Source organism: Gluconobacter sp. ESL1110, from assembly GCF_058107395.1.
On record NZ_JBYLUK010000008.1, the window covers coordinates 534,478 to 559,314 of the forward strand.

Here is a 24,837-nt window from a genome sequence, read left to right on the forward strand (position 1 = left end):
GTTCAGCGCCTTCCACTGCTGGAATCTAGCGCAAGATTAATGCCTACCGTCAGTATTCCTATCACGACGACCGGTACGATCATTGCAGGCGAACCATATGCCATACCCAGCATATTCTCCCGAACCATGGAACCCAGATCAACTTTCGGCGGCTGAACACCAATCCCGAGAAAGCTAAGATTACTGAGCAGCAGCACCGAGTAGATAAATCTCAGCCCCACGTCTGTAATCATCGGGCCTGCCATGTTGGGAAGAATTTCCTGCAGGATTATATAAGACGTGCTTTCGCCTCTGGCTCGCGCCACGGTCACGAAATCGAGCCGTGCGATCCTTTGAGCCAACGCACGGCTCGTGCGATATGCTCCGGGCGTATAAATAACTCCCATCGTCACAATCAGAGCCGTCGTCGATGTTCCAAATACGGCAATGACCAACAGAGCGAAGAGCAGACTGGGAATGGACAAAAACCCGTCTGCCAGCCTTCCTGTCAGGACCTCCACCCACGGCCTGGCCGTAACCGCCGCAATCCCTAGGAATGTGCCGACAGAACATGACACTAGCGTCGATGCGAAGCACAGAAGCACTGTGTGTCGAATACCGTTCAGCAACCGCGCCAGTGTGTCTCGTCCAAGATAGTCTGTTCCCAAAAGATGAGCGACTGAAGGAGCCGAAAAGACAGACTGGCTACCAATTGCGCCCGGATCGTGAGACGAGCACAGCGGCCCGAAAAGCGCTAGAAGAAGCCAGAACACAATCAATAGAAGCGCCCTGTCATGCCTGCTGCGGAAGTTCCCGATCATGGCGATCATGCTTTTCTCCCTCTCGGCAGAGACAGGATCGTAACAATGTCGGCAAACGTTGTGAGAAAGAGATAGGTCACACAGAAAACAAGCGCACAGGCCTGTACCGTCGGAACATCGCGTGAACTGACAGCATCCACCATCAGGCCAGAAATTCCAGGGTATGTGAACACAACTTCAATCACGACAACCCCACCAAGCAGGGAAGAAAGACTCAGGGCTACAGCATTGACGATCGGTCCGATCGCATTGGGAATGGCGTGCACAAGGATCAGTCGTATCGGGCCAATACCTTTGAGAAGAGCCATTTCGATATAGGGCGCGGACAATGCATCGGCCATCGCAGCACGCGTCATACGAACCATCTGCGCGAGAGTTACGAGCGCAAGGCTGGCGACAGGCATAAAAAAGGCAGAGAGAAATTGCCTGAGCGAATGGACACTTCCGACGTCTGCCAGTGCAGGCAAAAGGTGTAACCGCACAGCAAAAACATACACCGCCATCGTAGCGATCACGAACTCAGGGACGGACACCATCCCCAGCGTCATAATCGATACGACACGATCATAGACCGTGTCTTTCCAGATGGCAGACGTGATTCCCAAAAAGAGTGAGAGAGGGACGGAAACCGCCGCAGAAGCGCCCGCAAGGAGTAGCGAGTTGTGCAGACGCGGGCCAATAGCATCCGCAACGGACAGACCATTCAGGAGGGAGTGCCCAAAATCACCATGCAGAACACCCCAAAGCCAGAACCAGAAACGAAAAAATACAGGCCGGTCGAGACCCAGATCATGCCGCATGACCGCTACCGCCTGCGGCGTCGCACCCTGACCCAAAACCGCATCTGTCGCATCGCCAGGAAGGACATTTGTGATGGCAAAAACAGTCACGATCACAAAGACAAGCGACATTGCTGCGGCAAAAAAACGCCAACCAATCGACTTCAGGGTTTGGCTGTTCAAACCTTCCTCCCCCGATTTTCATTAAGCCAGACCGAACGCGCAAAATCATAGCCCATCAACTGGCCAGCCTGACTGGGGCGAAGCCCACAGACATGCGGGGCATAAGCATCGAGACTATTCGTGAAATTCGGGATACATATCCCCGATCCAGACGACACAAGCTCCTGCATGTCCCAGTAAAGCTGACGCTTTCTGCTATCATCCCGAGTCGATTTGGCATCCCGCAGGAGGCCGTCGAAATGTGGATTACGCCAGCGGGATTCATTCCACGGAGATGTACTTGCAAAACCAAGCTCAAATGTCAGGCTGGGCGCTGGCCTCGGGTTGATATTGCCAAAGCCCAAAGGGGCCTTCATCCAGTACTGCGTCCAATAGCCATCTGCGGGAACACGATGCACCGCCATTTTCTGCCCGATTTGGGATGCTGCATATTGCAGGACAACAGCAATATCGACGGATGCTAAAGCAGCAGGAGAACAGACCAGCGGAATTGTTTCGTCCAGGAAACCACTTCGCTTGAGTAGAAACCGCGCTTTGTCCGGGTCGTAAGTGCGCTGGGGCAACTGATTATTGAAGTAAGGACTTTCCGGTGGAATGGGCTGGTCATTCCCAACCCGCGAAAAGCCGAGAAAGACGGATTTCCGGATCTGGTCCCGATTAAGAAGGAATTTGATGCCTTCGACAAATTCCGGTGAGCGTCCATACTTCTGATCCAGCCGAATAGATAAGTCCGTGTAGGTTCCGACCGGACTTTCCACAACGCCGAAACCACCTTGTTTCAGCATTTGAACAAGCCGCGGGTTGGCAGTTGCTATCATGTCCACATCCCCAGACATCAGAGCGTTATGCCGTGCCATCTCATCGGGGATAGCAATCAGTTCAACACTCTCAAGATAGGGTCTATCACCCCAGAATTCCGGACTTCTTACAGCTACCGTCCTGATACCTGGTGTAAATTCCTGGCACCGAAAAGGACCTGTACCATTTGGCACTTTGAAATCTGTTGTACCCGCTTTCAAAATAGCAAAATTACTGATCCCCAGAATAGCTGGAAAATCCGAATTCGGGGCATCTAGAACGATTTCTACCAAACCCGGCGATACGGCGCGCACAGACTGCATGGTGCGAGCTAGGGCGTATTGTTGCGATCCCACCCCAGGGTCCTGATGTCTTCGTAGAGAAAAAACAACATCATCTGCTGTCAGGGCAGTTCCATCGTGAAACTGAACATTTCGGCGCAAACGAATTTTCCAGGTTAGAAAATCGTTGCTGTCCAGCGCCTCGGCGAGTGCAAAGCGAGGATTAAGCCTGTCATCCAGCGAAATCAGGCCATCGTAGAACAAATGACCTCGGATATAGTCCGTTGCCATGGATTGACGTGCCGGATCAAGAGTCTCTGAAGACGATCCGACTGCACCTGCTACTTTCAAATGCCCCCCAGAAACAGGAGTTGCCTTCACAGAGTGAGACGTCATTCCAGCAACCAAAAGTCCTGTCGCTTTCAGAACAGATCGCCGATGAAGAACAGAGCCTACCTGCATCTTCATTCTTCAGAAAGCGAAGTGCGTAAGCAAAGAAGCATGCAAAACAACAAAGCCAAACATCTGATTGAAAGAAATCATTCAAGTCTCCGTTGCCATCATGCAAGCCTCCCAGAAGGCCGATTTCATTTCGACATAAACACGGATTAGCTAATTATTTTACTCAAAATACTTCTCATTGCAGAGAAATCTGCTGAATGGTTTTGATCATGCAGCAGATTCAACGGCGCACTCAGGCAACCATAACGAGTTCACCGCGGTCCGCAGCATCCGCTAGTTCAGCAAGGGTATGATAATGATAATCAGGTGTCGTCAGTTCCTGCACCGCCACAGTGCCTCCAAAACCGCCGCCGACCGCCTTCCGCCGCTCGATCCAGCAAACGGTATAACCTAGCTCTCGTGCAATTCCGATGTCATGGAACTGACTCTGGGCAACATGCAGCACATCTTCTTTCGTGTACCCATGTGGCGCAAGCTGTTCCAGCACATAGCTGAAGTACTGCGGATCAGGTTTTTCAAAACCGCTTTCGTCTACCGTAAACCCTTTGAAAAAAGGGTATTCGAGCGTCTTGTCCATACCATCAAATGCCCATCTCCGTGCATTCGTCATGGCGACAAGATGGAAATGTTTTTGCAATCTTTTAAGAGCTTCCACACTGTCGTTAAAGGCCGGCCATGACGTAGCGCTTTGAACAAACGCCTTTTCTTCTCCTTGCCCTGTTGGAAGGGAGAATTTTTCTGCCAAGATCAGATAGATAGGTGCCAAATCTTCTGGAAACAGCATTTTGTCTGGACGGTTCCGCAAGGCCCGGTATTCCGTTAAAAATGCTTCAAAATCCAGTGTTTTACCCTCTTTTCCCAAAATTTTCAGAAGGGCGTTTTTCATCCCATTTTCAAAATCGATCAGCGTTCCAACTACGTCGAATGTCAGAACTTTAGGTTTGCATGTCATGATCTGAATTTTCCTGAAAAAAGCTGATTAGAACCCAGTGGTGAAAGAAAGAACTCCAGCAAAGCCTCCGCCAACAAAATAGGTCGGCGAACTTCCGGCTATGGTGGTTCCGTACACACCTTTTGTAGATTTGGCGTTCGTGCTGAGGCCACTCACCCCGGAAAGGAAACCGTTGTTGCCAATGTTGATAAGGTTAAGCTGAACTTGTGGATGCTTGAGATACATATAACTATGAAAGCGATATCCGAAATTAAGATTGAACGTCTCAAAGGATGGAATGCTTTCATCATCCATAAATGTTGAGTACTGTTTACTGACATAGTTCATATTGAAGGTCCCGAAGAGGCTTCCGTCGTCATAAGACAAACCAACCGCAACTGTGACCTTCGGGCTTTTAACAGCAATTTTTCCAGCAGACCGAACGTAATCATTACCAACTTGAAGGTTGTTGTCCGTCGTCGCATGCAAATACTGCGCTGAAACATACGGGCTGAAATGATGCCAGGGGCGTAGTCCCATCTCAATCTGTGCACCACGAGCTGTCTGGCCACCACCATTGATAGACTCTGTCACAGGCGTACCGCTGGCATACGTCGTCGTATTGATCTGCCGGTTCGTGAAATTATAGTTGAAGAGTGCTAGTGCAACACTGACGAGACCAGTATGACGATACCCGATTTCCTCTCCGATCGCATATTCAGATTTTGGGTTAACAGTGTGAGACCGCGTCTGTACTCCGGTAGAGACACTATAACGATCGACATATGACATGATGGAAGCTGGAAGACGAAAGGATGTTGTCCCGTTAATATAAATTTGGTCATGAGGCGTAATTTTGTAGCTGATGGAGACCTGAGGCAGCGGCGCAGCATCACTCTGCCCATTCTGATAATTCGCCCCCGGTATATTCTGCGTCACCTTACGAGTCACCATCGTTTCTTTGAAACCGGCCGTCAGAGTCAGGCGATCATTCAGAGCCTTGTAAGTGTCGTTGATGAACAGAGAGTTTGTCTGTTGGATCAGATGAATATTATACTGGGATAGAAGTGACCCATCCTGCGTTTTAACTGCCCATTGTCCATACATACTGGACACCTGCCCATCCGGACCGAGCGCTTCGTACAGAGACGGTTCGGACTGATCAAAGTAGGAATACCAATATCCAACAGCTAGCGTGTTATTCCCCTTGGTCCAGGACAGAGTTGTATTTATTCCACTGTAATACAGGTCATACTTATCGATCGAAACCGCCGAAAAAGAACTCCCGCTACTGGTTCCTGTGTTCTGCAGAGTTCCAGCAGGCTGATTGCCGTAATAGCTGCCATTTCTCGACAGTGTCGTACCGCCGTTATCGTATCCGGTAGCGTAGGTGAAATATGGCGTTGTATTGAAACTGAGCCCATGACCGAGATTCAGATTAACCGGCGCGCCTAGGATAAGCGTGCGGTGCACATTTTCCTGAAGCTTATAGTAATCTGAACTTCCTTTTTTATACTTGTCTGCGTAATTGTAGTTCACGCCTTGCTGACGCCACAGCGACTTTGTAGGCGCGCGCAGATAATACTGAAGAGGATCATTATAGGAAAGGACGAAGGATGCTTTGTTCCCGTCTCCCCACTCCTTCACGAATTTCCCATCCACATGATAACGCCGCGTCTGACCGACACCGCGCCATTCATCAGCCGTTCTAGCCGAAAAAGATAGAAATCCACGAATTCCTGTATGACCGATATCTCCGGTATCCATACGGATAAATTCACGCTTCAGACTGAAAGAGCCGTAAGAGAAGTTCGCAAGGCCGCCAAACTTGTGTGACGGATCACGAAGGCTTTCCGTCAACTCCCCCCCCACCGCGTTGTATAGAGGCGACGTGATGTCAGGCGATCCCTGCGTCAAGGTAATGCTCTGGATGTTTTCGTTATCCGCTGTGGAAGACGTATATGGCAGAAGATAGACCGGAGCAGCAGTGGGAATACCTTCGTAAAGATATCCGATTTCCGTTTGATCCAAACCCCGAACACTCAGCCCTTGCTGATCATCATTCGTGCCCAGAGGGTCATTCCCAGAGTAAACAACCCCGGGAAGACTGGCTACCATAGAAACAGGATTTGCAGTCGGGCTCTGCTTTGCGATGAAGTCCCGCGTGATACCGCTACGTGACTTCGCCACGGTCTGTGGAGGCATCAGACCACCTCCCGGCGTTGTGTTCGTCACACCGGTAGCTGAGGCTACGCCCCTGTGTACTACAACGCTTTCCGTTGCGTGAGACTCAACATCATGATGCACAGGAGCCGCCGCGAGAGGCTTTGCCTCAAGGGGGCTTACACCATGATGTACGATTTTGCTGGAAGGGCGGGCATGACGGTGATTAGCAACGCCTGCAGCGACTGCCCCTTGCATGGACAACCAAGTTGAGAGCGTGAGGAGAACCAAGCGTCCCGGCCTCTTTGCCGCTTTTGAGAGAGTCTTGGAACCGAAACATTGAAGAACGAACATTTGCGCTGAATCTGACATGTCTGTTCCCATCGGTAGCGGGCTCTCCTCGAATTCTCAGAGAACCGTATTCGCATTCTTTCTGTCAGACAATTCGTTGCATATTCGGTTTAGTTCATTCTCCCGTTTCCCCTCTTTGGGCGGCATATGATTCCGTTATTGGAACGGTTTCCCCATGTTAATCTTCGATGCCTATCAAATGCCTGAAGTCAGCGCTTTTGCGATGGCATTCCCTACATCTGACGTTCTGGCAAGGCCTCCCATATCGGGCGTACGAGGAGCGCTCTGGGTGGAAAGAACGTCTGTCATGGCTTTCAAAATCAGAGCCGCAGCCTCGGCCTCTCCGAGATGATCCAACATCATGGAAGCTGCCCAGATCTGCCCTATCGGATTGGCAATATTCTGCCCGAAAATGTCCGGAGCAGACCCATGTACGGGCTCGAACATGGACGGATATTTTTTCTCAGGATTAATATTGGCAGACGGGGCAACAGCAATTGTTCCTGTCATTCCGGGCCCCAAATCAGAAAGAATGTCACCAAATAGATTGCTTCCCACAACAACATCAAATCGCTCTGGAGACATCACAAAACGCGCGGCAAGAATATCGATATGATATTGATCCATACGAACACCCGGGTATTCCGCACCGATTGCAGCAAAGCGTTCATCCCAATACGGCATGGAATGATACAGACCATTAGACTTGGTAGCGGATGTTACATGCGGACGGCCTAGCTTCCGCGCCAGTTCAAAGGCATAGCGCAGGATCCGGTCTGTACCGAACTTTGTAAAGACAGCACTCTGAACGACACCTTCCGCTTCCGTTCCCTCTGCAAACCGGCCTCCGACCTGGGAGTACTCGCCCTCAACATTTTCCCGAACGATCCAAAAATCCACATCTCCCGGCTTCTTGTTGGCCAGAGGGCACGGAATCCCCGGCAAAAGCCGAACAGGACGCAGGTTTACATACTGATCAAACTCTCTGCGGATCTTGAGAAGAAGGCCCCATAAGGACAGGTGATCCGGAACACCGGGATAACCTACAGCACCCAACAGGATAGCGTCATTTTGCGCCAACTGGCTCATGCCAGCTTCGGGCATCATCTGCCCGGTCTTCAACCAAGTCTCGCAACTCCAGTCAAAGTGGTTATAATCAAATCCGATCCCACAAAGACGCCCGACAGTATCGAGCACTTTGATGGCTTCCGGCATAACCTCTTTGCCAATTCCATCTCCTGGCAGAACAGCAATCTTGTAAGTTGGCATGATCAAACGTCCTGATTGATGCGCAGGCACATGTGGGCGAGTGCTACCCAATAGGCTATGCCCTGCGGAATGATTGTGTCGTCAAAATCGTAGTCTGGTGCATGCAAAGGCGCTGAAGCACCATTTCCCAGCATGACAAGCGCGCCAGGTCTTTTTTCCAGCATGAATCCGAAATCCTCAGAGGCCATGCTGGGTGTCATGTCAGGAATAACCGTGCCCTGCGCGCCAACAACCTGCGCCATAGCTGCACGCGCCAATGTCGTCTCGTTCGCAGTATTCACTGTCACAGGATATGGCTGGTGAAACTGTACTGTGATGGTCACGTCATGCGCGAGAGCCAGCCCTGCAGCCAGACGTGTCATCCCGTCTTTCAGGTCATTGAGCACCTGAACATCCAGAGCGCGGATCGTGCCGCGAAGCGTTGCGGTCTCAGGAAGAATATTGTCCGTTGTTCCCGCATGAAACGTACAGATGGAAAGAACCGCTGGCACCAAAGGGTCTGAACGGCGCGCCACCAATAATTGGGCCTCCTGAACGAATGCCGCGCCAACAGTCAGTGCATCCCGTCCCAATTGGGGCTGGGCCGCATGTGATCCCTTCCCTTTTATATCGACCAGAAACCGCCAACCACCGGCCATAATCGGCCCCGTACGGGTCGCCATGGAACCTGTTGGAAGGCCAGGCCAGTTATGCATTCCAAAAACACGCCCGGCGGGGAATTGCTCCAATAACCCCTCTTCCAGCATGATTTTGGCTCCTGCTCCCCCTTCTTCCCCGGGCTGAAAAACGAAATGCACTGTCCCGCATTCCGGCGGGTTAAGAGCCAACTCGGCAGCCGCCCCCAGAAGCATGGTCGTGTGCCCGTCATGCCCGCAAGCATGCATGCGACCCGGGTGGCGAGAGCTATGCGAATGATCTCCCTGCTCATTGATCGGCAGGGCATCCATATCTGCCCGCAAAATGATGGATGGACCAGGTTTCTTTCCTTGAAGAGAGGCCACAACTCCAGTTTTTGCCAGTCCTCTAGATGGGCAGTACCCCAGAGACGTGAGAACGTTCGCCACGATATCGGATGTTCTAAACTCCTCGAACCTCAGTTCAGGATGAGCATGAAGATCTTTTCGCAGCGCAATGAGGTCAGCAAGATCCATGGCGTCAGCCCTCAAACGCCATGAGAACACTTTTATAGCGTAGATTGGCTTCAACAGCCTGACGCCCCAGATCCTTGCCAATCCCTGAACCACCATACCCGCCAGTAGGGATCACAAAGTCTGATGAGCGACCGTACCGATTAACCCAGACGGTGCCAGCTTTCAGGTTCCGCACAGCCCGCATAGTACGCCCGAGATCCGACGTATGAACCCCGGCAGCTAGACCGTAAGTCGCATGAGACGCCAGAGAGAGTGCCTCAGCCTCGTCATCAAATGTCTGAACCGTCAGCACCGGGCCAAAGAGCTCGTCTTTTACGGCCCGCGTCTGCGGCGTGACATTGGTAAGAATGCACGGTGAGAGAAATGCCCCTCCTGAACTACTCAGACGGCTGAGAGGAAGAAACGCTGAGGCTCCCGCCTGCACACTATCCTGGACCGCAAGCTCAATGGATGTCGCCTGTCGCTCTGAGATAATCGGGGAGTACCGTGTTTCGGCTTTTTCAAGCGCACCAGCAACGAGGCCCTGCGCGCGCTCAACGATTTTCTCCACAAGGACATCATGAACCGCCCTCTGAACAATAAGACGGGATCCAGAAACACAGACCTGTCCCGCATTTCCCGTGAAAGCTCTCAGGATACGGTCAGCAACACCATCTACATTACGGATATCATCAAAAACGATCTGCGGACTTTTCCCGCCTAACTCAAGCGTAACAGGCTTGGGGCCGCTCTCCGCTGCCGCCTTCATGATTTCGATGCCAGTTCTTGTAGAACCAGTGAATGTCAGCTTTCCACAGACCGGATGTCGTGCCAGAGCATCGCCCGTGATGGGACCCGTTCCCTGCACAACGTTGAACAAGCCTGCCGGAACACCCGCTTCGACAGCCAGTTCCGCCAGACGAACAATCGAAAAAGGCGTCATTTCTGACGGCTTAAGAACGACACCATTTCCAGCCACCAACGCCGGAATCACTTTCCAGCTCCCCATGACCAGAGGGAAATTCCAAGGAGCAATGGCCCCAATGACGCCATATGGTTCAGCTAGAACAAAGCCTAACATGTCACTCTGGGTCGCAGCGACCTCCCCGCCCAACTTATCGGAATATTCGGCAAAAAAGCGGATGCCCTCTGCCGTAAAAGGCACGTCCCAGCCCGTTGTCTCTGCAATAGGGCGCGTCGAACAGACTGTCTCCAGACGCGCCAGTTCCACAGCATTGCCTTCTACAAGATCGGCCCAGCGCCTCAGCACACGCCCCCGCTCCCGCGGGGCACAGGTCGCCCAACCAGAACGCACTTGTACATCTCTCGCCAGGCAGACCGCATAATCCACCAGATCCGCACCGGCTTCCGGCAGATAACAGAGCAACCGACCATTCGAAGGCGCGCGAACAGGAATAACGCCCTCACCTTTCAGAAGCTTTCCACCCACAAAATGCGCGTTTGGTAGCGCCACCTGGGCAGGGTTAAAGGTAATGCCTGTCATCATTCATGCCTGCGAAAGACCATTGCGAGAGAGATACAATGTGCGCAGCAGGACATGTGGAGCAAACGGCAAAATACTTCCTCAGCACATTTGAATATCCCTGCTATTACGACCGCACCAACAGCATTTTATGCTCCGGATCTTGGCTTTTCTTGCATTACATATCGCAGGCTTTGCGCGATGATCACCTACAGGATCAGGACAGGAATCATCATGGATACGCCACGTCTCGTCTCGCTTGACCGCGAACACCTCATCCATCCCGTCTCGTCATGGCAGGGGCACGAAGCCAGTGGAGCGACCATTCTCGAAACTGGCAAGGGGGTCTGGCTGACGGACAGCAAAGGCCACCATCTTCTGGATGGTTTTTCTGGGCTTTGGTGCGTCAATACCGGTTACGGCTGCGAGAGCGTTATCGAGGCAGGTCGTCGCCAGCTTGAAAAGCTTCCCTATGCCACTGGATATTTCGGCTTTTCAAATGAGCCCGCTATCGAACTGGCAGCACGATTGACACAACATGCTCCAGGGCACCTCAATCACATCTATTTTGCTCTTGGTGGCTCCGATGCGGTGGACAGCACGCTTCGCTTCATTCGTTACTACCAACATGCACGGGGTACGCCCGAAAAGCGCCATGTCATCGGGCTACAGAAGGGCTATCATGGTTCATCCTTCGTCGGCGCAGGCCTGACTGCGCTTCCGGCCTTCCATCGTGATGCAGATGTCCCACTCCCGTGGCAGCATCATATTCCAAGCCCCGATCCCTACCGCCATCCTGCAGGACCGGACGCTGAAGCCATCATTCAGGCTTCGGTACAGGCGTTCCATAATGAAATCGTAAAAATTGGCGGTCCACAGCATGTTGCAGCCTTCTATTGCGAACTTGTTCAGGGGTCCGGCGGCGTCATTATCCCGCCAAAGGGCTGGGCAACGGCAATGCAGGCAGCCTGCCGCGAGTTGGATATTCTGTTCGTCGTTGATGAAGTCATCACAGGTTTCGGGCGAACCGGCCCTCTCTTTGCCTGTGCTCATGAGAACATTGAACCGGACATGATGACCGTTGCAAAGGGTCTAACGGCTGGCTACGCCCCAATGGGTGGCGTTTTCATGTCTGATACAATCTACGAGACGATCCGTGACAAGACCCCGCCAAGTGTCTCCGTCGGACATGGGCAGACCTATAGCGCCCATCCCGTCAGTGCGGCCATCGGCCTCGCAGTACTGGATCTCTATGAAGGCGGCCTGCTTGAAAATGGAACCCATGTTGGCGAGCATCTTGCTTTGCGTTTGCGCGGTCTAGACAATCATCCACTCGTCGGCACAACCCGATCTGTTGGAATGCTTGCCGGCATTGAACTTGTGACCGACAAGGCAAATAAAACCAAACCGGATGCCCAGCTTGGAATTTCCAGAAAACTCAGCCGCTATGGCTATGAGCAAGGTATTCTTTTCCGGGCCTTTGGCGACGATGTCATCGGACTTGCCCCCCCACTGTGCAGCACGATCGCCGAAATGGATCAGCTTTGTGACGGTATTGTCTCGGTACTGGACCGCGTAATGGAAGATCCAGCCGTAGCCAGCGCTCTCAAAGCCTGACCACGCCAGAGGAGGAAACAGAAGGTTGCCCCATCATGACACCTGAAGTTTCCTCCTCTGGACCGACCACTCTGGATGATCTGCCTGCTAACGGCTTTCATTCAAAACTGGCCCTGATTTCTGCCGGGGGGCCGTTTTGTGACGGCTACATCCTCGGGATCATCGGCATTGCTCTCCCATCCATCGTGCGGGAACTTCATCTCACAGGCGCGGAGACAGGCCTCGTCGGGGCGGCTGCCCTTCTTGGCGTTCTGGCAGGCGGAATGCTGGGGGGCACAGTCTCGGATCGCCTTGGGCGACGGCCTCTTTTTACCTTAAACATCGCAGCGTTCGTAGTCTTCTCCCTCTTGCAGGGAGCGTGCTCCGGTCTTGTATTACTGGTAACCCTTCGCTTCCTGCTCGGTGTAGCAGTTGGTGCAGATTATCCAATTGCGACGTCTTACGTCGCAGAATTCATGCCACGTAAACTCCGCGGTCCAGTTCTTTCCGGGTTAATTCTCGCCTGGTGGGTAGGATATACCGCAAGCTACGCCGTGGGCTATGGACTTTCCTTCTTCCCGGATATCTCGTGGCGGATCATGCTGGTCTCCAGCGCCATTCCGTCAATTGTGCTCTTCTGCCTGCGTATGGGATTGCCTGAGTCTCCCCGCTGGCTGGTTCAGCAGGGACGGACCGAAGACGCAAGAAACGTTATACGCGAGCACCTGAAGGCGGATATTCTCCCCAGTGTAGAATATCAGAGGCATCTCTCCCTGCTTCAGATCATTCGATCTCCCTATCGTGGGGCACTCGTGTTTGTCAGCGCGTTCTGGATCCTGCAAAGCGCTCCGGGATTTGCCATCCACACTCTTCAGGCTCAGCTCCTGCATCAGTATCACGTCCAGAACGCGCTTCTCGGATCTCTCTACATTACCGGACTGACCATCCTGGGAATTCTTCCCGTTACGCTTGGGCTGATCAATCTGATGGGGCGGCGCCTGTTACTGATCGGCACTTTTGCAATCAGCATGCTGGGCCTTTTGCTCCTCGGAGTTTCAACCACCCCTGCCAGCTGGATGATCTTTTCCGGGTTTATTCTGTATTCGGTATCCGAGGCAGCAGGAAGCGGCCTGCAGTTTGTCTATCCTAACGAGCTGTTTCCAACAGCAATCCGTGCCAGTGCGGTCGGTATGGCCTGCTCCTTCAGCAGACTGGGTGCAGCACTCGGAACGTTTCTGCTTCCTCTGGGATATACGCAATTTGGGATGCAACCCATGATGCTCATAGCAGCCAGCTTCATGCTGGCAGGACTGCTTATCAGTTGGATCTGGGCTCCAGAAACAAAGAATGCGTCCTTGGGAGAACCTCTTTCCCAGACCCAATCACCCTCTTCTTCCATCTGCGCCTCCTAACGGAGATCATTCCATGAAACTTGTTCCCTACTGGCTGGATAGCATTTCACCTGTATCAGGTACTGCTCTGTCGGAATTTCCTACCCGTGCAGATGTCGTGGTTGTAGGCGGCGGCTTTACTGGCCTCTCAGCCGCTCGAACCCTAGCCAAGGCCGGCAAGACTGTTGTCGTCCTCGAAGCAGACCAGATTGCATGTCATGCCTCTGGCCGAAATGGCGGACACGTCAACAACGGGACGGCTGGCAATTTTCGGGCCATGGTCGGAAAATATGGCCTCGAACAGGCCGTTGCACTGTACCGGTTCTTTGATGATGCTGTAGATACGGTCGAGCAGATCGTCACGACCGAAAACATCGACTGTGACTTCCGTCGATGCGGAAAGCTGAAAGTTGCCTGGACTGAAAAGCATCTAGCTGGTCTGCGGGCGGATCAGGACGCTGTAAAACAGCATGTTGACCCAGAAACTGATCTTCTCGACCGCGACGCCGTTGCAGCAGAAATCGGTGGCTCTACAACATTCGAAGGCGGGATGCTGTATCGCAAAAGCGCACAGATGCATGTCGGAAAATTTGGGAGTGCGCTTGCAGCGAACGCCATGTCCGTAGGTGCGAAAATCTTCGAAAACACGCCTATGACAGCACTTCGCCGTGCAGGCAACGTGTTTGAAGTTTCCTCTTCCGCGGGTGTTATTCAGGCACAAAATGTGCTGCTGGCAACCGGAACAAGCCGAAAAGCACCAAACTGGTTCCGCCGCCGCATCATGCCGGTTGGCAGCTTTATTGTTGCCACGGCGCCCATGTCGGAAGATTTGTTTTCCCGCATTCTTCCCGGGCGTCGCAATGTCGTCACGACCCGAAACATCCATAACTATTTTCGGACGACCGTAGACCGACGTCTAATATTCGGCGGACGCGCCAATTTTTCGCAATCCAGCGAGAAGTCTGACATTCAGTCAGGGCAGATTCTTCATGCCGCGCTGACAGAAATCTATCCTGAACTTGAAAGCACGAAAATCGATTATTGCTGGGGCGGCAACGTCGACATGAGCGTGGATCGCCTGCCACATGCTGGTGAGTGGAATGGCGTCACCTATGCGATGGGCCTGAGCGGACATGGCGTTCAAATGTCCGTCCATCTTGGTCACCTGTTAGGACAAAAGCTTTCCGGGGAACAGGTTGATATTCCTGTGTGGGACCGTCCATGGCAGCCTATCCCAGCTTACGGACTAGCAACGCATTTCATGCCCGTCGTGGGTGCCTATTATCGTGCTAAGGACAAATATCTTTAAGTTTTCAGATAAGCCAGCGGGAGAGTGATCCTCCTGCTGGCTTACTATCGTTAAAGGCCGAAGACGCCGGGAAGCCCACTGATATCCTTGATTTCTTCATATTCATAATAGGGATTAGCTGGTTCATGACCCCGGTTGACCCAGACTTTTGACCGGATCCCCAGATCGTAAGCGGTCATGAGATCATAGCGGAAAGACGATGATACGTGCGTGATGTCTTCTGGCCCACAACCGAGAATATCAAGCATATATTCAAAACCGTTCATCTGGGGCTTGTAAGTGCCCGTTTCCTCAGCCGTGATGACCTTGTAAAACGGTGCATCCAGCTTCTCGACATTCGACATGATCTGGCTGTTCATGGCGTTGGATAAAATGACCAAGGGGATCTCCTTGGCAACCTTGGCAAGACCCGCAGGCACATCGGGATGAGGCCCCCAGGTTGGAACCTCATTATAAATCTGCAAGGCATCTTCCTCACGGAATGTCACGCCATTCTTCTTGCACGTCCGTTCCAGAGCATTGTGCACAATCTCCGCATAGGGTTTCCATGCGCCCAGCACCTCATCGAGCCGGTAAGCGGCAAAATTTTTGATGAAGAGCTGCATCGCTGGCTCACCCAGTACTTCACCGTAGATCCTACGGGCCGCACCGGCCATATCGAAAAATGTCAACGTGCCGTAGCAGTCAAAGGTAATGAACTTGGGACGGAAGGTCATATACGATTCCTTGTGAGGCCATTACTGTCTGGCATAATCGTTATGATGCCGCCTTCAGGCCGATAGTCGTTATCAGGTTTTTATTGTTTGACGCAGGAAATTTCATATTCAAACGAGGATGTAGCACGCTCTGCTGCCCAGGTTTAAAAATCAGGATCAGAACCGGCGCAGAACGCAGCACATTAGATCTGCAAATCCCCACTGTGTGAGATCTTCCATGAGCCTGCTTCTTCCTGTTCAGACGAGCCCGGACTTTACCCCACGTGAATCCGTATCGACTCCAGAACGTCTCATTTCAGGCTCTCCAGCTTTTAAAACATGGGCGCTAGATACGTCCCGCAACGGGAATGTTCGCACAGGTGTATGGGAAGCCACTCCCGGCACAACTAAATCCATTAAGGGTGAAGCTTTCGAATTCTGTCATATCCTTGAAGGCCTTGTCAGAATCACGGAAAACGAAGGAGAGTCCTATCTCTTCAAAGCTGGAGATAGCTTCATTATGAAACCCGGCTTTGTTGGAACGTGGGAAACAATAGAAACAGTCAAAAAGATCTATGTCTTCGTGGAATGATCATATGCCGTGTCCCTACTGAGCCTGAGCTGAAGTTCGCAATACTCTGCCATTCAGGCAGGGTTTGCAGTGTCAAAACCTGTCTGAATACCCCTACACTCGTCCGCACCCAGCACGGAGACTTTCATGCCTGCCCCACTGCACCTGATTCAGACCAGTTCCAGCATTCCTGCAGAAGCAGATGTCGTTGTTATCGGTGCTGGAATTGTGGGTGTTTCAGCAGCCTACTGGCTGGCCAGGGCGGGAATGAAGGTCCTTCTCCTCGAGAAAGGCACGGTTGGAGCTGAGCAATCCAGCAGAAACTGGGGATGGTGTCGCCAGCAAAATCGCGATGCACGCGAGCTACCCCTCTCCACCCGAAGTCTTTCTCTTTGGGAAGACATGACAGCAGACATCGGTGAAAATCTTGGCTTCCGTCGCTGTGGATTACTGTATCTGACAAACAGTCAGGCTGAACTGGACGGATGGGCACGCTGGGGCGAATTTGCCAGAGGCGAAGGCGTGGACACCAGAATGCTGAATGCAACTGAAGCCGCACAGCGAGGGAACGCTACACATCGAAAATGGCTTGGGGGCGTATGGTCTCCGACTGATGGCATTGCTGACCCGTCACTCGCCGCGCCCATGATTGCCAAGGGAGTCCTCAAACACGGTGGTCATGTCGTTCAGAATTGCGCGGCTCGCGGCGTTGAAATGTCAGGCGGAGCTATCTGCAGTGTTGTGACGGAACGTGGAACCATTCGCACATCACAGGTTGTCATGGCTGGAGGCGTTTGGGCGCGATCTTTCCTGAATCAGATTGGAATTCATTTTCCACAAGCATCTGTCCGCTCGTCAATTCTTTCTGTCAAACCGGGTGCATTGGGCCTTCCAGACGCTCTTCATACTCAGGATGCATCTGTCACAAGGCGCGGCGATGGTGGCTACACACTCGCTATTTCTGGAAATGGTCGCGTCGATCCCACACCTGGGATACTGAAAAGTGCAACAGAATTTCTCCCAATGTTTGCCCGACGATGGCGCCATCTTGCGCCTGGCGATTCTCAGGGCTGGCGGTATGGTTTTGATAGCATCGCCAAATGGAAACTCGATCGGCCGACACAAATGGAAAGAACACGTATCTTGGATCCGAAGCCGGATGCTAGAACCATTCGTAAGACCCTTGAAAACGCCCAAGCACTTCTGCCTGCGCTGAAAGAGGTGTCTGTTCAGGCCGAATGGGCAGGATACATTGATAGTACACCGGACGGGGTTCCCGTTATTGATCCGGAGAGTGGCGTTCCAGGCCTCTTCATTGCGGCCGGTTTTTCGGGGCATGGCTTTGGCATCGGACCCGGTGCTGGACATCTTATCGCAGATCTATTGTTGGGGCGGAAACCAATTACCGAAGTTGAACAGTATAAGCTTGATCGCTTTAAAAAATCAGCCTGGGGTAAAGTATCGGAATTCTAGGTATTTGGTCCCGGGGTTTGATGGTTTGGATTGATGATGAATCTTTCTGGCTCTGAAGTCCAGATTTTGCAGACGTATTCGTAAGGGGTGAGGCCACTGAGGATCTTGAGCCTTCGTCCATAGTTGTAGGCTGCTATGAAGTCGTTGAGATGCGTCATCAACTGCTCATGGCTATCATAATGGAAGCGTTTGACGGTTGCTTCCTTGATTGTCCGGTCTATGGCAACAAAGAGATACAGCTTGCCTCAGCGCTCTGGACCTCTGCGATATCGAGATGAAAGAACCCAATCGGGTAGCTTTTGAAACGCTGTCGTTTGGGCTTGTCTCTCTCGATGCGCGGCAGTCGGGATATCTCGTGACGCTGCAAGCAGGTTCGGAGGGCTCAACGACTGGCGGCGGGTCGCAACCCGCTACGACAGATGCCCGACAGCCTTCTTTTCTGCCATCTGCCTCGCCGCAATCCTCATCTTCTGGCTATCAGTCCTAAACTTAAGGATTTGTTATATACACCCCGTTATTACCGGTCCCATAACTATATCTCAAGGTCAATCAAGGAACAGAACCTCGCCCGGATCCACGGTCTTCTTTACTTTGGCATACATAAAAAAAATATTGAAACAGTTACAGGAATGTGACTGAATAATAACGTTTTGTATCTATCGCAAAAAAGCGACCGCTGCGCTCAGCAGAGGCAGTCACGAATAAGAGACTCCAGGCAGACTGAATGACACATCCGCTTCCATCAGAAAGACGCCATTCCGGATGGAGGCAGCGTTTCGTTTATGTTCTGGTCATGATGATGTTCTTCTTCATTTACAAATGTCTGGACCCCCTTGGGCTTGAAACAGCCACCAAACAGACATCAGCCGTTCTGTTCAACGCCATTACCACCCCGTTTTACGGTATGGGCAGCCCTGAAACGCATAAACGCGTCGCCGTTGTGGAAATATCCGATCCTACCCTGGATCATTTCGGAACGGCCTTCCCGCTTTCCTACAGCCGCCATGCCTCCATCCTGAATCACATACTGGATGGTCAGCCCGCTGCCATTTTTGTCGATTTCCGGATGATGCGCGAACAACCCGGTGAAAGTTTCGAAACGTTTCGCCCAGTCCTAGACCGTGCCCGTAACATGAGGATCCCGATCCTTTTCGCCCGTGGCGAAGCCGGTCACGAACAGTCCGAACTGCCCCAGCAACTGCGCGCCTGGCAAGTCTACAGCAACGGGTTGGAAGCCTCGGGAGCCTATCCCCTGTTTGAGGAGGAGGGCGAAAAAGCCTCCCTGGAAAAGAAAAACGAGGCTGGAAAGAAAGAGCCAGAACCCGTTAATCCCGCCTGGGCCTTCTACTCCACTCTCTGCCACACCACCTGGACTGATCGGTGCGGGAATATCTCCCCAGCCGACTTTTCCTCACCCATGATCATTCACTGGGGCCTGCACGCCGATCCCGCTCAGTCTCTCGTGAGCGATCAGAGTGAGTTCTGGCAAAATGACTGTGCAGATCATCCGATTTTACATTGTACCCGTCTCGGCGCAGCCCTGCGCCTTGGCGTAGCCTACCTGTTTTTCCACACTATCGGCGGAGATCGTCAATTCGCGTTCTACCCGCTCGTCATCGGTGCGGAACAACTCTCTCACAGCGCTCTCAACGCCCCTCCCGGAAGCCCTGCTCTCAGCAGTCTTCTTGCTGGGCGCGCCGTGTTCTACGGCTCGGACATCCGCGACCAGCACGACGACACGAACATTCCGTTGCTTGGCAGAATGCCCGGCGTCGTCGTCCATGCCATGGCATTTGACAACCTCGTCACCTATGGACGCAGATATTTCCACGAACCGTCCGATGATCACAGCATTTTCGGCTTCCGCCCTGATCGCGCCGAACTGCTGGAAGGGGCCATCTGGTTCCTGTTCGGCATCCGTGGGGCCTTCCGCCGCAAGGATCCATCGGGACATACCCCGCACTTTCCTGTCCCGTTCCTGCAGAACTTCCGCAAAAACTGCTCGGAGAACAGCCTGTTTCAGGATTTCCTTACATCTCTGCGAGACAGCCAGCCCTTGCGCGTCACACTCTGTGCCATGGCGGCTCTCATAATGATCAGTCTTGCCGCCTCCAGAAATTTCACCATGCAGACCCTCCCTAACCTCATCGGAATCTGGCTCTGCATTTCCGCCTTGTTCATCGGAACCTGGGGACTGAAACCTCGTCAAACACCAGAACCCGGCAAGGCGGCAGAACGCAGCCTCATCAGCCAGCTTTTCTTCCTCGGCAGCCTGTCGGCCATTGGTTTCACCCTCAATCAGACCGTATTCCGCTGGCCGGACGCCGACTGGATCGGGCTGCTGCTGCTCTGGTTCGCCACGAGTGACAACGGAGAAGAAGCCGAGGAACGCAACAAATTCGTCGAACCCATCTGCAAGGCCATCAATGGCGCCGCAGATTTCTTACAGAAAAAACTGACGACGAAAAACGCCACATGAAATTTATGGAAAACGAAAGGAGGTTTTCAGAAATGAAAGCCGTATTCCACCACGCCGCCCTGACGGCAATTCTGCTTACCGCACCAGTATTCACGGCCTCACCAAGCCAAGCCGCAAGCCAGCCCCTGATCACCGGCACCTATCACACGCCGTCCATCCAGACCTATGGCAGCGATGGAAACGCACTCTCGCAGATTGATGCCAAGGCCCTGATCGGCCACCTGGTCATTTCCAAAAACCCCGATACGGACATGCTGGAAGTCAGAACCGACAAGGGTTCTGTTTTCGTTACGGAAGATTCCGTGGAAGCGGACATGAAAGCGGCGCCTCCCACTCCCACGCACTGCGTCAGGATAGGCGCTGCGTCTCAGGACGAAGTCGGCGGCGCCACCAATAACCTCGGCCGCAACTGCCACGGAAGCTGATTCATGAAAAATTTCATTCGTATCTCCACGGCATTAGGATTGTCTCTCACGCTTACTGCCTGCGTTGGGGGTAGCGATGTCCCGACGAAGGGTCGCATGATCGATCAAGTCCATCCCCACGCGTCCTACCCTCAGGTTCCAACAACACAGGCGCAGCTCTCTCCGGCCAACAACAACATCAGCGGCGTTCTCAGGGCACCGGACATCACAGCCTATCCTCAAGGCATCGTTGACAGACTACTTGCCAGTTGGACAGGCCCGCGTCCGGAAGCCCGCGTCTGGCTTGTGCCGGAAAATGCCTTCACATCCGATGTCTCGGTCGGCGGTGCGATTTTCCTTAATACCGGCCTGATACAGTATTTTCACAATAACCAGGACATCCAGAAAGAAGACGCCCTCGCCTTCGTCCTGGCGCATGAACTGTCTCATATCCTTCTTGGCCACACGGCTGCCCAGCGTTCCAACAAGGCTACGAAGAACTATGCCTTCAGCGCCATGAAATGGGGTACCGTCATCGGTCGGGCTGCTGCCGGCGCCGGTGCGGCAGGCAGCGCGGGCACGGCGCTCCTGTCTTCAATGGGCGCCAAGATCTTCACGGATACAGCGATTTTCCCATCTTGGAGCCGTGGACAGGAAGAACAGGCCGACGCCCTGGCCATCGATCTGATGGCACGCGCCGGTTACTCTATCAGCGCCGCATCCGACGTAATGGACGTCCTGGTCAGCGAGGATGAACAGGATGAGCAGAAAGCAGCCACTCAAGAAAAAACAGGCGGAAAAAGCTTTACTCAAGACAACTTCACCCTGAAAGCAAATGCTGACGACGCCATTGGCAGTGCGCTGGTCGACGGGTTGAATACCGTTGCACAGCAGCACCCTCATTCAAAAGAGCGTCGCAACGCCCTCGCCGCCTATCTGCGTCAGGCGTACCCGGTCCGCACCCATGTTACTCTCGCCCGCGCACCGCTACAGGCTTGGGTCAACAGCCGCCCGGTCATCACGCTCCTATCCCAGATCGATCTGCTCGACAAGGCAAGCGATGCTGTGACCAGCAAACAGTGGAGCAATGCGAAACAATTCCTGTCTCGCATCGGACGCCCCGTCAATAACAGCGAGTATTACGCCTTTCTGGCATATGAAACTGCGGCTGCCACGGGACAGAAACAGCTTGCCGTCAGTATCCTATCCACTGCCGCCCAGCGCGACGACGTTACCTTCCAGATTGCAACGGAATGGGGCATGCAGCTTTCCGCCGCCGGACGTACGGAGAACGCTGAAAAATATATGGCTACGGAACAGGAAGCGATGGGCAATACCGGTTTCCTGCCTTACAGGATCTCCAACGCTCTCAAGGGAAAAGACAGCATCACTGCTGCAAAGCTGATGGCACAATGCGCCGCTTCAGGGGAAGATGCACTCGAAAACCAGTGCGCAGTGGCGGGAAAAAATCAATAGATATTCAGTATCCGCTGAGCAGGCACTGCCACCCATGTTCCGAATGCATGAACAACAGGGCAATTTTGGGGAAATCTAACACAGACTGGGGCGATTACGCCCCGGTCTGTGGAGGGATCGAAGAACTGTTGATTGATGTGTCTTGGTTCTGATTTTGGGTTTTGGGCGATTTGATTGACGGTTCTTTGGATGGCGTTCGCTCTGCGTTTTGAGCAGATCGGGGGCTGTTACCCGCTGGATATGGCGGGGTATGGGCTTAAGACTAGGTCGTGTCGGCCCAGACTGTTGAGGCCGTATGTTTTTGTCCAGCAGGCCTTCGCGCAGTCTGGCGCCATCACTGGCGGCGGCATGCGTCGTCTTGTGCCGCGGAGTAGCGAGACGTTCAACATATTCCGTTGCGACCCGCGGACCACAAACCCAAACGATTACAGGCTGGATTTATGCGTTGGCGCTGATCGGGTCTTCGAAGCAGGCAATGAGGACATTGTGTCCAGCATCATTCCTGGCGGGAGGTGTGCCGTCTTGCGGGTCGTAGGTCATACCGACGATCTGGAAACTGCGGCTTTCCATCTCTACCGCGACTGGCTCCCGCAAAGCGGGGAGGAAGCCCGTGGCTTCCCCCTCTACTGCCAGCGCATCGCATTCTTTCCAGAGGTGCCTGAGCACGAGGCGGTTGCAGACCTATTTCTACCGCTGAGATAAAAGACTGGAAGGGCCGCCTGCACCTTCCAGAATTAAGCAGGAGATAAGCCAGCTTTATCACGCAAAATCCCTGTCCGTTTAGTCCCTGAGGGAAGCGAACCTCTGCTTCCGCCCTCATCTCGGACATAGAGCGCATCAATCGGAAATCCGCAAAGCGGACATTCACAGATCGTTTCTCTGGCGGATGTGGAAAGCCTATATAACGATCTCACTAAATTCCTGATGACGGGCGCTTTCACTCGAACATCAGGCAAACTGGCCCATGCTCCGCCCCTCCGAAGTCGTTCGCCCGAGAGGGAGGCCTACTCCTTCCGTTTTTAAGGAAACACAGGCTGTGTTGATTTCCCTGGTCCTTCGCATTTTGCCAGGGCGTTTAGAACAGTCTCACCGATTTCCTTATCAGACGCGGCAAAAGGAACATGAAACACCCGCCCTTCGTTCATGCCCCGTGGCCAGGCGCTGTGACTTCCACTTCGTGAACTTTTCGAGGCCCTGATGATGATGTCAGGCTCGGTCTCGTAAAACCACGAAATAAAAAGCTGATCGCGCTTCTTCCAGGCTGCCTCCCTATCCTTGTAGCCATATGTGCTCGCAATCTCGTCCCAGAACGCCAGGCGTCTCTCGGTTGAGGCATTCTCCATGGCAATGCGCTGTTCTCGATCTATTGGGACGCCCAGAGGAGGCGCGCAGTATTCACTTGTTTCAAGCGCCTGCCGCACGTGAGCGCCAATCCATTCAGGCGTGACCTCCCGGCTCGCATGAATCGCCAGCCCATCGCGGGAGAAATACATCCCGGCCCAGATTTCGTCGGAGACAATAGCAATGAATTTATCAGTTCGACCGACAAAACACGATTTGTACTTTGTACGCGGCGGACGAGAGCGTTCTTGGGGTTGTGGCTTATTCATCAGCTTACCGTAGTAATATTGAACGTGAAGATTTTGCTTTCGGCTGACATTTCAGCTAGGGCATCATGATAGGCGCGGCAAAGGGCCTTCCATTCCGCAGCGGTCTGCGGATCCATCGCCTCAGGATCCGCAATATAGGGAACAGCCAGGTTCAGCACGTAAGAGCCAATATCCCCTGCATTGAACCTCACGGTTTCATCTTTGGTTCCGTCAGTGATATAGCCAAGCATCTTGTCAACACTGGCCTCGACCCGGGCCGCGACAGCGTAAGGACTGCTCTTGTAGCTCGGAGCTGCAAGGTTAATCGTCTTGTCGCTTGTAGCAATGGCATTGTCCTTGTCCTTGTCCCAGTGATCGAAGACCTTCCAGTTCGCCTTCAGAGGCTGTAGCCAGATCACGCAGTTCGCATCCTGTGATGGATTGAGCTGGTTCTGCACCCAGGCCTTGTACGGCAAGCCCTGTTGGTTGGTAGCTGTTCCTCTAACCTTTGTTTTCCACTGGATCCCCAGATCCTTGTATCTTTGATCCCATGCGCTGCCGTTAATGTCGCCAAACGTCTGGTTGGCAGCCATAACATCACTGTTCTTGATATTTTCCACGATGGTCTATCGGAGATAGAACGCGCCAGTTGAAATTCCCAAAAGCGAACGTTCATAGATAGTTTGGCTGGCAGACATTAAGGGCCTGTATGGCGATCTCACCAAATTCCTGATCGCTGGCATTGATCGAGGCATGAAAAACCTTCCCGGCATTTTCGTTCGAATACCAGGCGGAGTGACTTGTTCCCCGCCCCTTGGATGCCGCCAGACGAACCTGATCCGTCTGCTCACATTCCCAATCGGCAAAAACCAGAGCTGATTTCGTCTGGGCATCCCGCCAGTCCTTGAAGCCGTATGTCTCCTGAACACGGCCCCAGAACTCCATGTAAAGCGGGCCGGATTTTTTTGCTTCCGCTTCAATCTTCTCACTGGGTAGGGGCAACCCTCCCCATTCCATGAAAAGATCCCGACTTGTCTGAAGGGCCTTCTTCAGATTTTTTCCGATCCACTCGGGTGTAGCCTCTTTACGATCAATAAACGTGGACCACCCGGTGACAGAGAAGAAGCTGCCCCCGCGCTTATCCATGGAAATTACTGCAACATACTTCCGGGTGCGGATCAAATGAGCACGCGCCTGACGTACATCAACGAATGGATCTCTCAT

General features: G+C 53.0%; 21 protein-coding genes and 2 pseudogenes. 10 read left to right on the forward strand and 13 right to left on the reverse strand.

The genetic code is table 11. The annotated features are described in order from the left end of the window. Positions 1-2 precede the first annotated feature (2 nt). The 8 genes from AC3B6F_RS10975 to AC3B6F_RS11010 all read right to left on the reverse strand — a co-directional run bounded on the left by AC3B6F_RS10975 (position 3) and on the right by AC3B6F_RS11010 (position 10,654). Entirely contained in the window at positions 3-809 is an 807-nt protein-coding gene (locus AC3B6F_RS10975) for an ABC transporter permease (RefSeq protein WP_489824385.1), read from the reverse strand. Next, positions 806-1,762, reverse strand: coding sequence for an ABC transporter permease (locus tag AC3B6F_RS10980; protein ID WP_489824386.1), 957 nt, complete (start codon positions 1,760-1,762; stop codon positions 806-808). The genes AC3B6F_RS10975 and AC3B6F_RS10980 overlap by 4 nt, the downstream gene beginning before the upstream one ends. Next, complete coding sequence (locus AC3B6F_RS10985) at positions 1,759-3,303, reverse strand: ABC transporter substrate-binding protein (RefSeq protein WP_489824387.1); 1,545 nt, start codon at positions 3,301-3,303, stop codon at positions 1,759-1,761. Before AC3B6F_RS10985 ends, AC3B6F_RS10980 begins: the two co-directional genes overlap by 4 nt. Before the next feature lie 232 nt (positions 3,304-3,535). After that, a complete protein-coding gene (locus AC3B6F_RS10990) occupies positions 3,536-4,255 on the reverse strand; it encodes an HAD-IA family hydrolase (RefSeq protein ID WP_061928714.1) in 720 nt (239 codons plus the stop codon). Positions 4,256-4,282: 27 nt separating this feature from the next. Then, positions 4,283-6,688 (reverse strand): TonB-dependent receptor, encoded by a 2,406-nt coding sequence (locus tag AC3B6F_RS10995; RefSeq protein ID WP_489824388.1) that lies wholly within the window; start codon positions 6,686-6,688, stop codon positions 4,283-4,285. Positions 6,689-6,943: 255 nt separating this feature from the next. Then, positions 6,944-8,017, reverse strand: a complete 1,074-nt coding sequence (locus AC3B6F_RS11000; RefSeq protein WP_489824389.1) for a tartrate dehydrogenase — start codon at positions 8,015-8,017, stop codon at positions 6,944-6,946. Between the two features lie 2 nt (positions 8,018-8,019). Further along, positions 8,020-9,168 (reverse strand): amidohydrolase, encoded by a 1,149-nt coding sequence (locus AC3B6F_RS11005; protein WP_426067277.1) that lies wholly within the window; start codon positions 9,166-9,168, stop codon positions 8,020-8,022. Positions 9,169-9,172: 4 nt separating this feature from the next. Beyond that, entirely contained in the window at positions 9,173-10,654 is a 1,482-nt protein-coding gene (locus tag AC3B6F_RS11010; RefSeq protein WP_489824390.1) for an aldehyde dehydrogenase family protein, read from the reverse strand. Positions 10,655-10,864: 210 nt separating this feature from the next. Here AC3B6F_RS11010 and AC3B6F_RS11015 point away from each other — a divergent pair, with 210 nt between their 5' ends. From AC3B6F_RS11015 to AC3B6F_RS11025, 3 genes are read left to right on the forward strand one after another with little or no spacing between them, the layout of a single operon-like run. Beyond that, positions 10,865-12,247, forward strand: a complete 1,383-nt coding sequence (locus AC3B6F_RS11015; protein ID WP_489824391.1) for an aminotransferase class III-fold pyridoxal phosphate-dependent enzyme — start codon at positions 10,865-10,867, stop codon at positions 12,245-12,247. 35 nt (positions 12,248-12,282) lie between these two features. After that, positions 12,283-13,638 (forward strand): MFS transporter, encoded by a 1,356-nt coding sequence (locus AC3B6F_RS11020; RefSeq protein ID WP_489824392.1) that lies wholly within the window; start codon positions 12,283-12,285, stop codon positions 13,636-13,638. 13 nt (positions 13,639-13,651) lie between these two features. Beyond that, on the forward strand, positions 13,652-14,926 hold the full coding sequence (locus AC3B6F_RS11025) for an NAD(P)/FAD-dependent oxidoreductase (protein ID WP_489824393.1): 1,275 nt from the start codon (positions 13,652-13,654) through the stop codon (positions 14,924-14,926). A 50-nt stretch (positions 14,927-14,976) separates the two neighbouring features. Here the strand turns inward: AC3B6F_RS11025 and AC3B6F_RS11030 are convergent, their stop codons facing one another. Beyond that, on the reverse strand, positions 14,977-15,642 hold the full coding sequence (locus AC3B6F_RS11030; RefSeq protein WP_489824394.1) for a haloacid dehalogenase type II: 666 nt from the start codon (positions 15,640-15,642) through the stop codon (positions 14,977-14,979). 217 nt (positions 15,643-15,859) lie between these two features. Here AC3B6F_RS11030 and AC3B6F_RS11035 point away from each other — a divergent pair, with 217 nt between their 5' ends. Together AC3B6F_RS11035 and AC3B6F_RS11040 are read left to right on the forward strand one after the other, a co-directional pair. Then, positions 15,860-16,213, forward strand: a complete 354-nt coding sequence (locus AC3B6F_RS11035; protein WP_061928733.1) for a cupin domain-containing protein — start codon at positions 15,860-15,862, stop codon at positions 16,211-16,213. A gap of 126 nt (positions 16,214-16,339) precedes the next feature. Beyond that, positions 16,340-17,665, forward strand: coding sequence for an NAD(P)/FAD-dependent oxidoreductase (locus AC3B6F_RS11040; RefSeq protein ID WP_489824395.1), 1,326 nt, complete (start codon positions 16,340-16,342; stop codon positions 17,663-17,665). Here the strand turns inward: AC3B6F_RS11040 and AC3B6F_RS11045 are convergent. Beyond that, positions 17,662-18,047 (reverse strand): annotated as a pseudogene (locus tag AC3B6F_RS11045) (IS3 family transposase); the annotation flags it as partial. The gene AC3B6F_RS11040 and the pseudogene AC3B6F_RS11045 overlap by 4 nt on opposite strands. On the opposite strand from AC3B6F_RS11045, the pseudogene AC3B6F_RS11050 reads away from it, so the two are divergent. The 5 genes and pseudogenes from AC3B6F_RS11050 to AC3B6F_RS11070 all read left to right on the forward strand — a co-directional run. Continuing rightward, positions 18,038-18,142, forward strand: a pseudogene (locus AC3B6F_RS11050) (IS5/IS1182 family transposase); the annotation flags it as partial. The pseudogenes AC3B6F_RS11045 and AC3B6F_RS11050 sit on opposite strands and share 10 nt — an antisense overlap. A 247-nt stretch (positions 18,143-18,389) precedes the next feature. Next, the gene (locus AC3B6F_RS11055) at positions 18,390-20,144 is read left to right on the forward strand and encodes a CHASE2 domain-containing protein (protein ID WP_426067271.1); all 1,755 of its coding nucleotides are present in this window, start codon (positions 18,390-18,392) and stop codon (positions 20,142-20,144) included. 32 nt (positions 20,145-20,176) lie between these two features. Next, on the forward strand, positions 20,177-20,569 hold the full coding sequence (locus tag AC3B6F_RS11060) for a hypothetical protein (RefSeq protein WP_489824396.1): 393 nt from the start codon (positions 20,177-20,179) through the stop codon (positions 20,567-20,569). Positions 20,570-20,572: 3 nt separating this feature from the next. Next, complete coding sequence (locus AC3B6F_RS11065) at positions 20,573-22,024, forward strand: M48 family metallopeptidase (RefSeq protein WP_489824397.1); 1,452 nt, start codon at positions 20,573-20,575, stop codon at positions 22,022-22,024. Between the two features lie 348 nt (positions 22,025-22,372). Continuing rightward, on the forward strand, positions 22,373-22,726 hold the full coding sequence (locus AC3B6F_RS11070; RefSeq protein WP_489824516.1) for an AraC family transcriptional regulator: 354 nt from the start codon (positions 22,373-22,375) through the stop codon (positions 22,724-22,726). A 317-nt stretch (positions 22,727-23,043) separates the two neighbouring features. Here the strand turns inward: AC3B6F_RS11070 and AC3B6F_RS11075 are convergent, their stop codons facing one another. The 3 genes from AC3B6F_RS11075 to AC3B6F_RS11085 all read right to left on the reverse strand — a co-directional run bounded on the left by AC3B6F_RS11075 (position 23,044) and on the right by AC3B6F_RS11085 (position 24,837). After that, positions 23,044-23,634, reverse strand: a complete 591-nt coding sequence (locus tag AC3B6F_RS11075) for a contact-dependent growth inhibition system immunity protein (RefSeq protein ID WP_489824398.1) — start codon at positions 23,632-23,634, stop codon at positions 23,044-23,046. Next, positions 23,634-24,206, reverse strand: coding sequence for an endonuclease toxin domain-containing protein (locus AC3B6F_RS11080; protein WP_489824399.1), 573 nt, complete (start codon positions 24,204-24,206; stop codon positions 23,634-23,636). Before AC3B6F_RS11080 ends, AC3B6F_RS11075 begins: the two co-directional genes overlap by 1 nt. Positions 24,207-24,285: 79 nt before the next feature. Beyond that, positions 24,286-24,837, reverse strand: coding sequence for a contact-dependent growth inhibition system immunity protein (locus AC3B6F_RS11085; protein ID WP_489824400.1), 552 nt, complete (start codon positions 24,835-24,837; stop codon positions 24,286-24,288).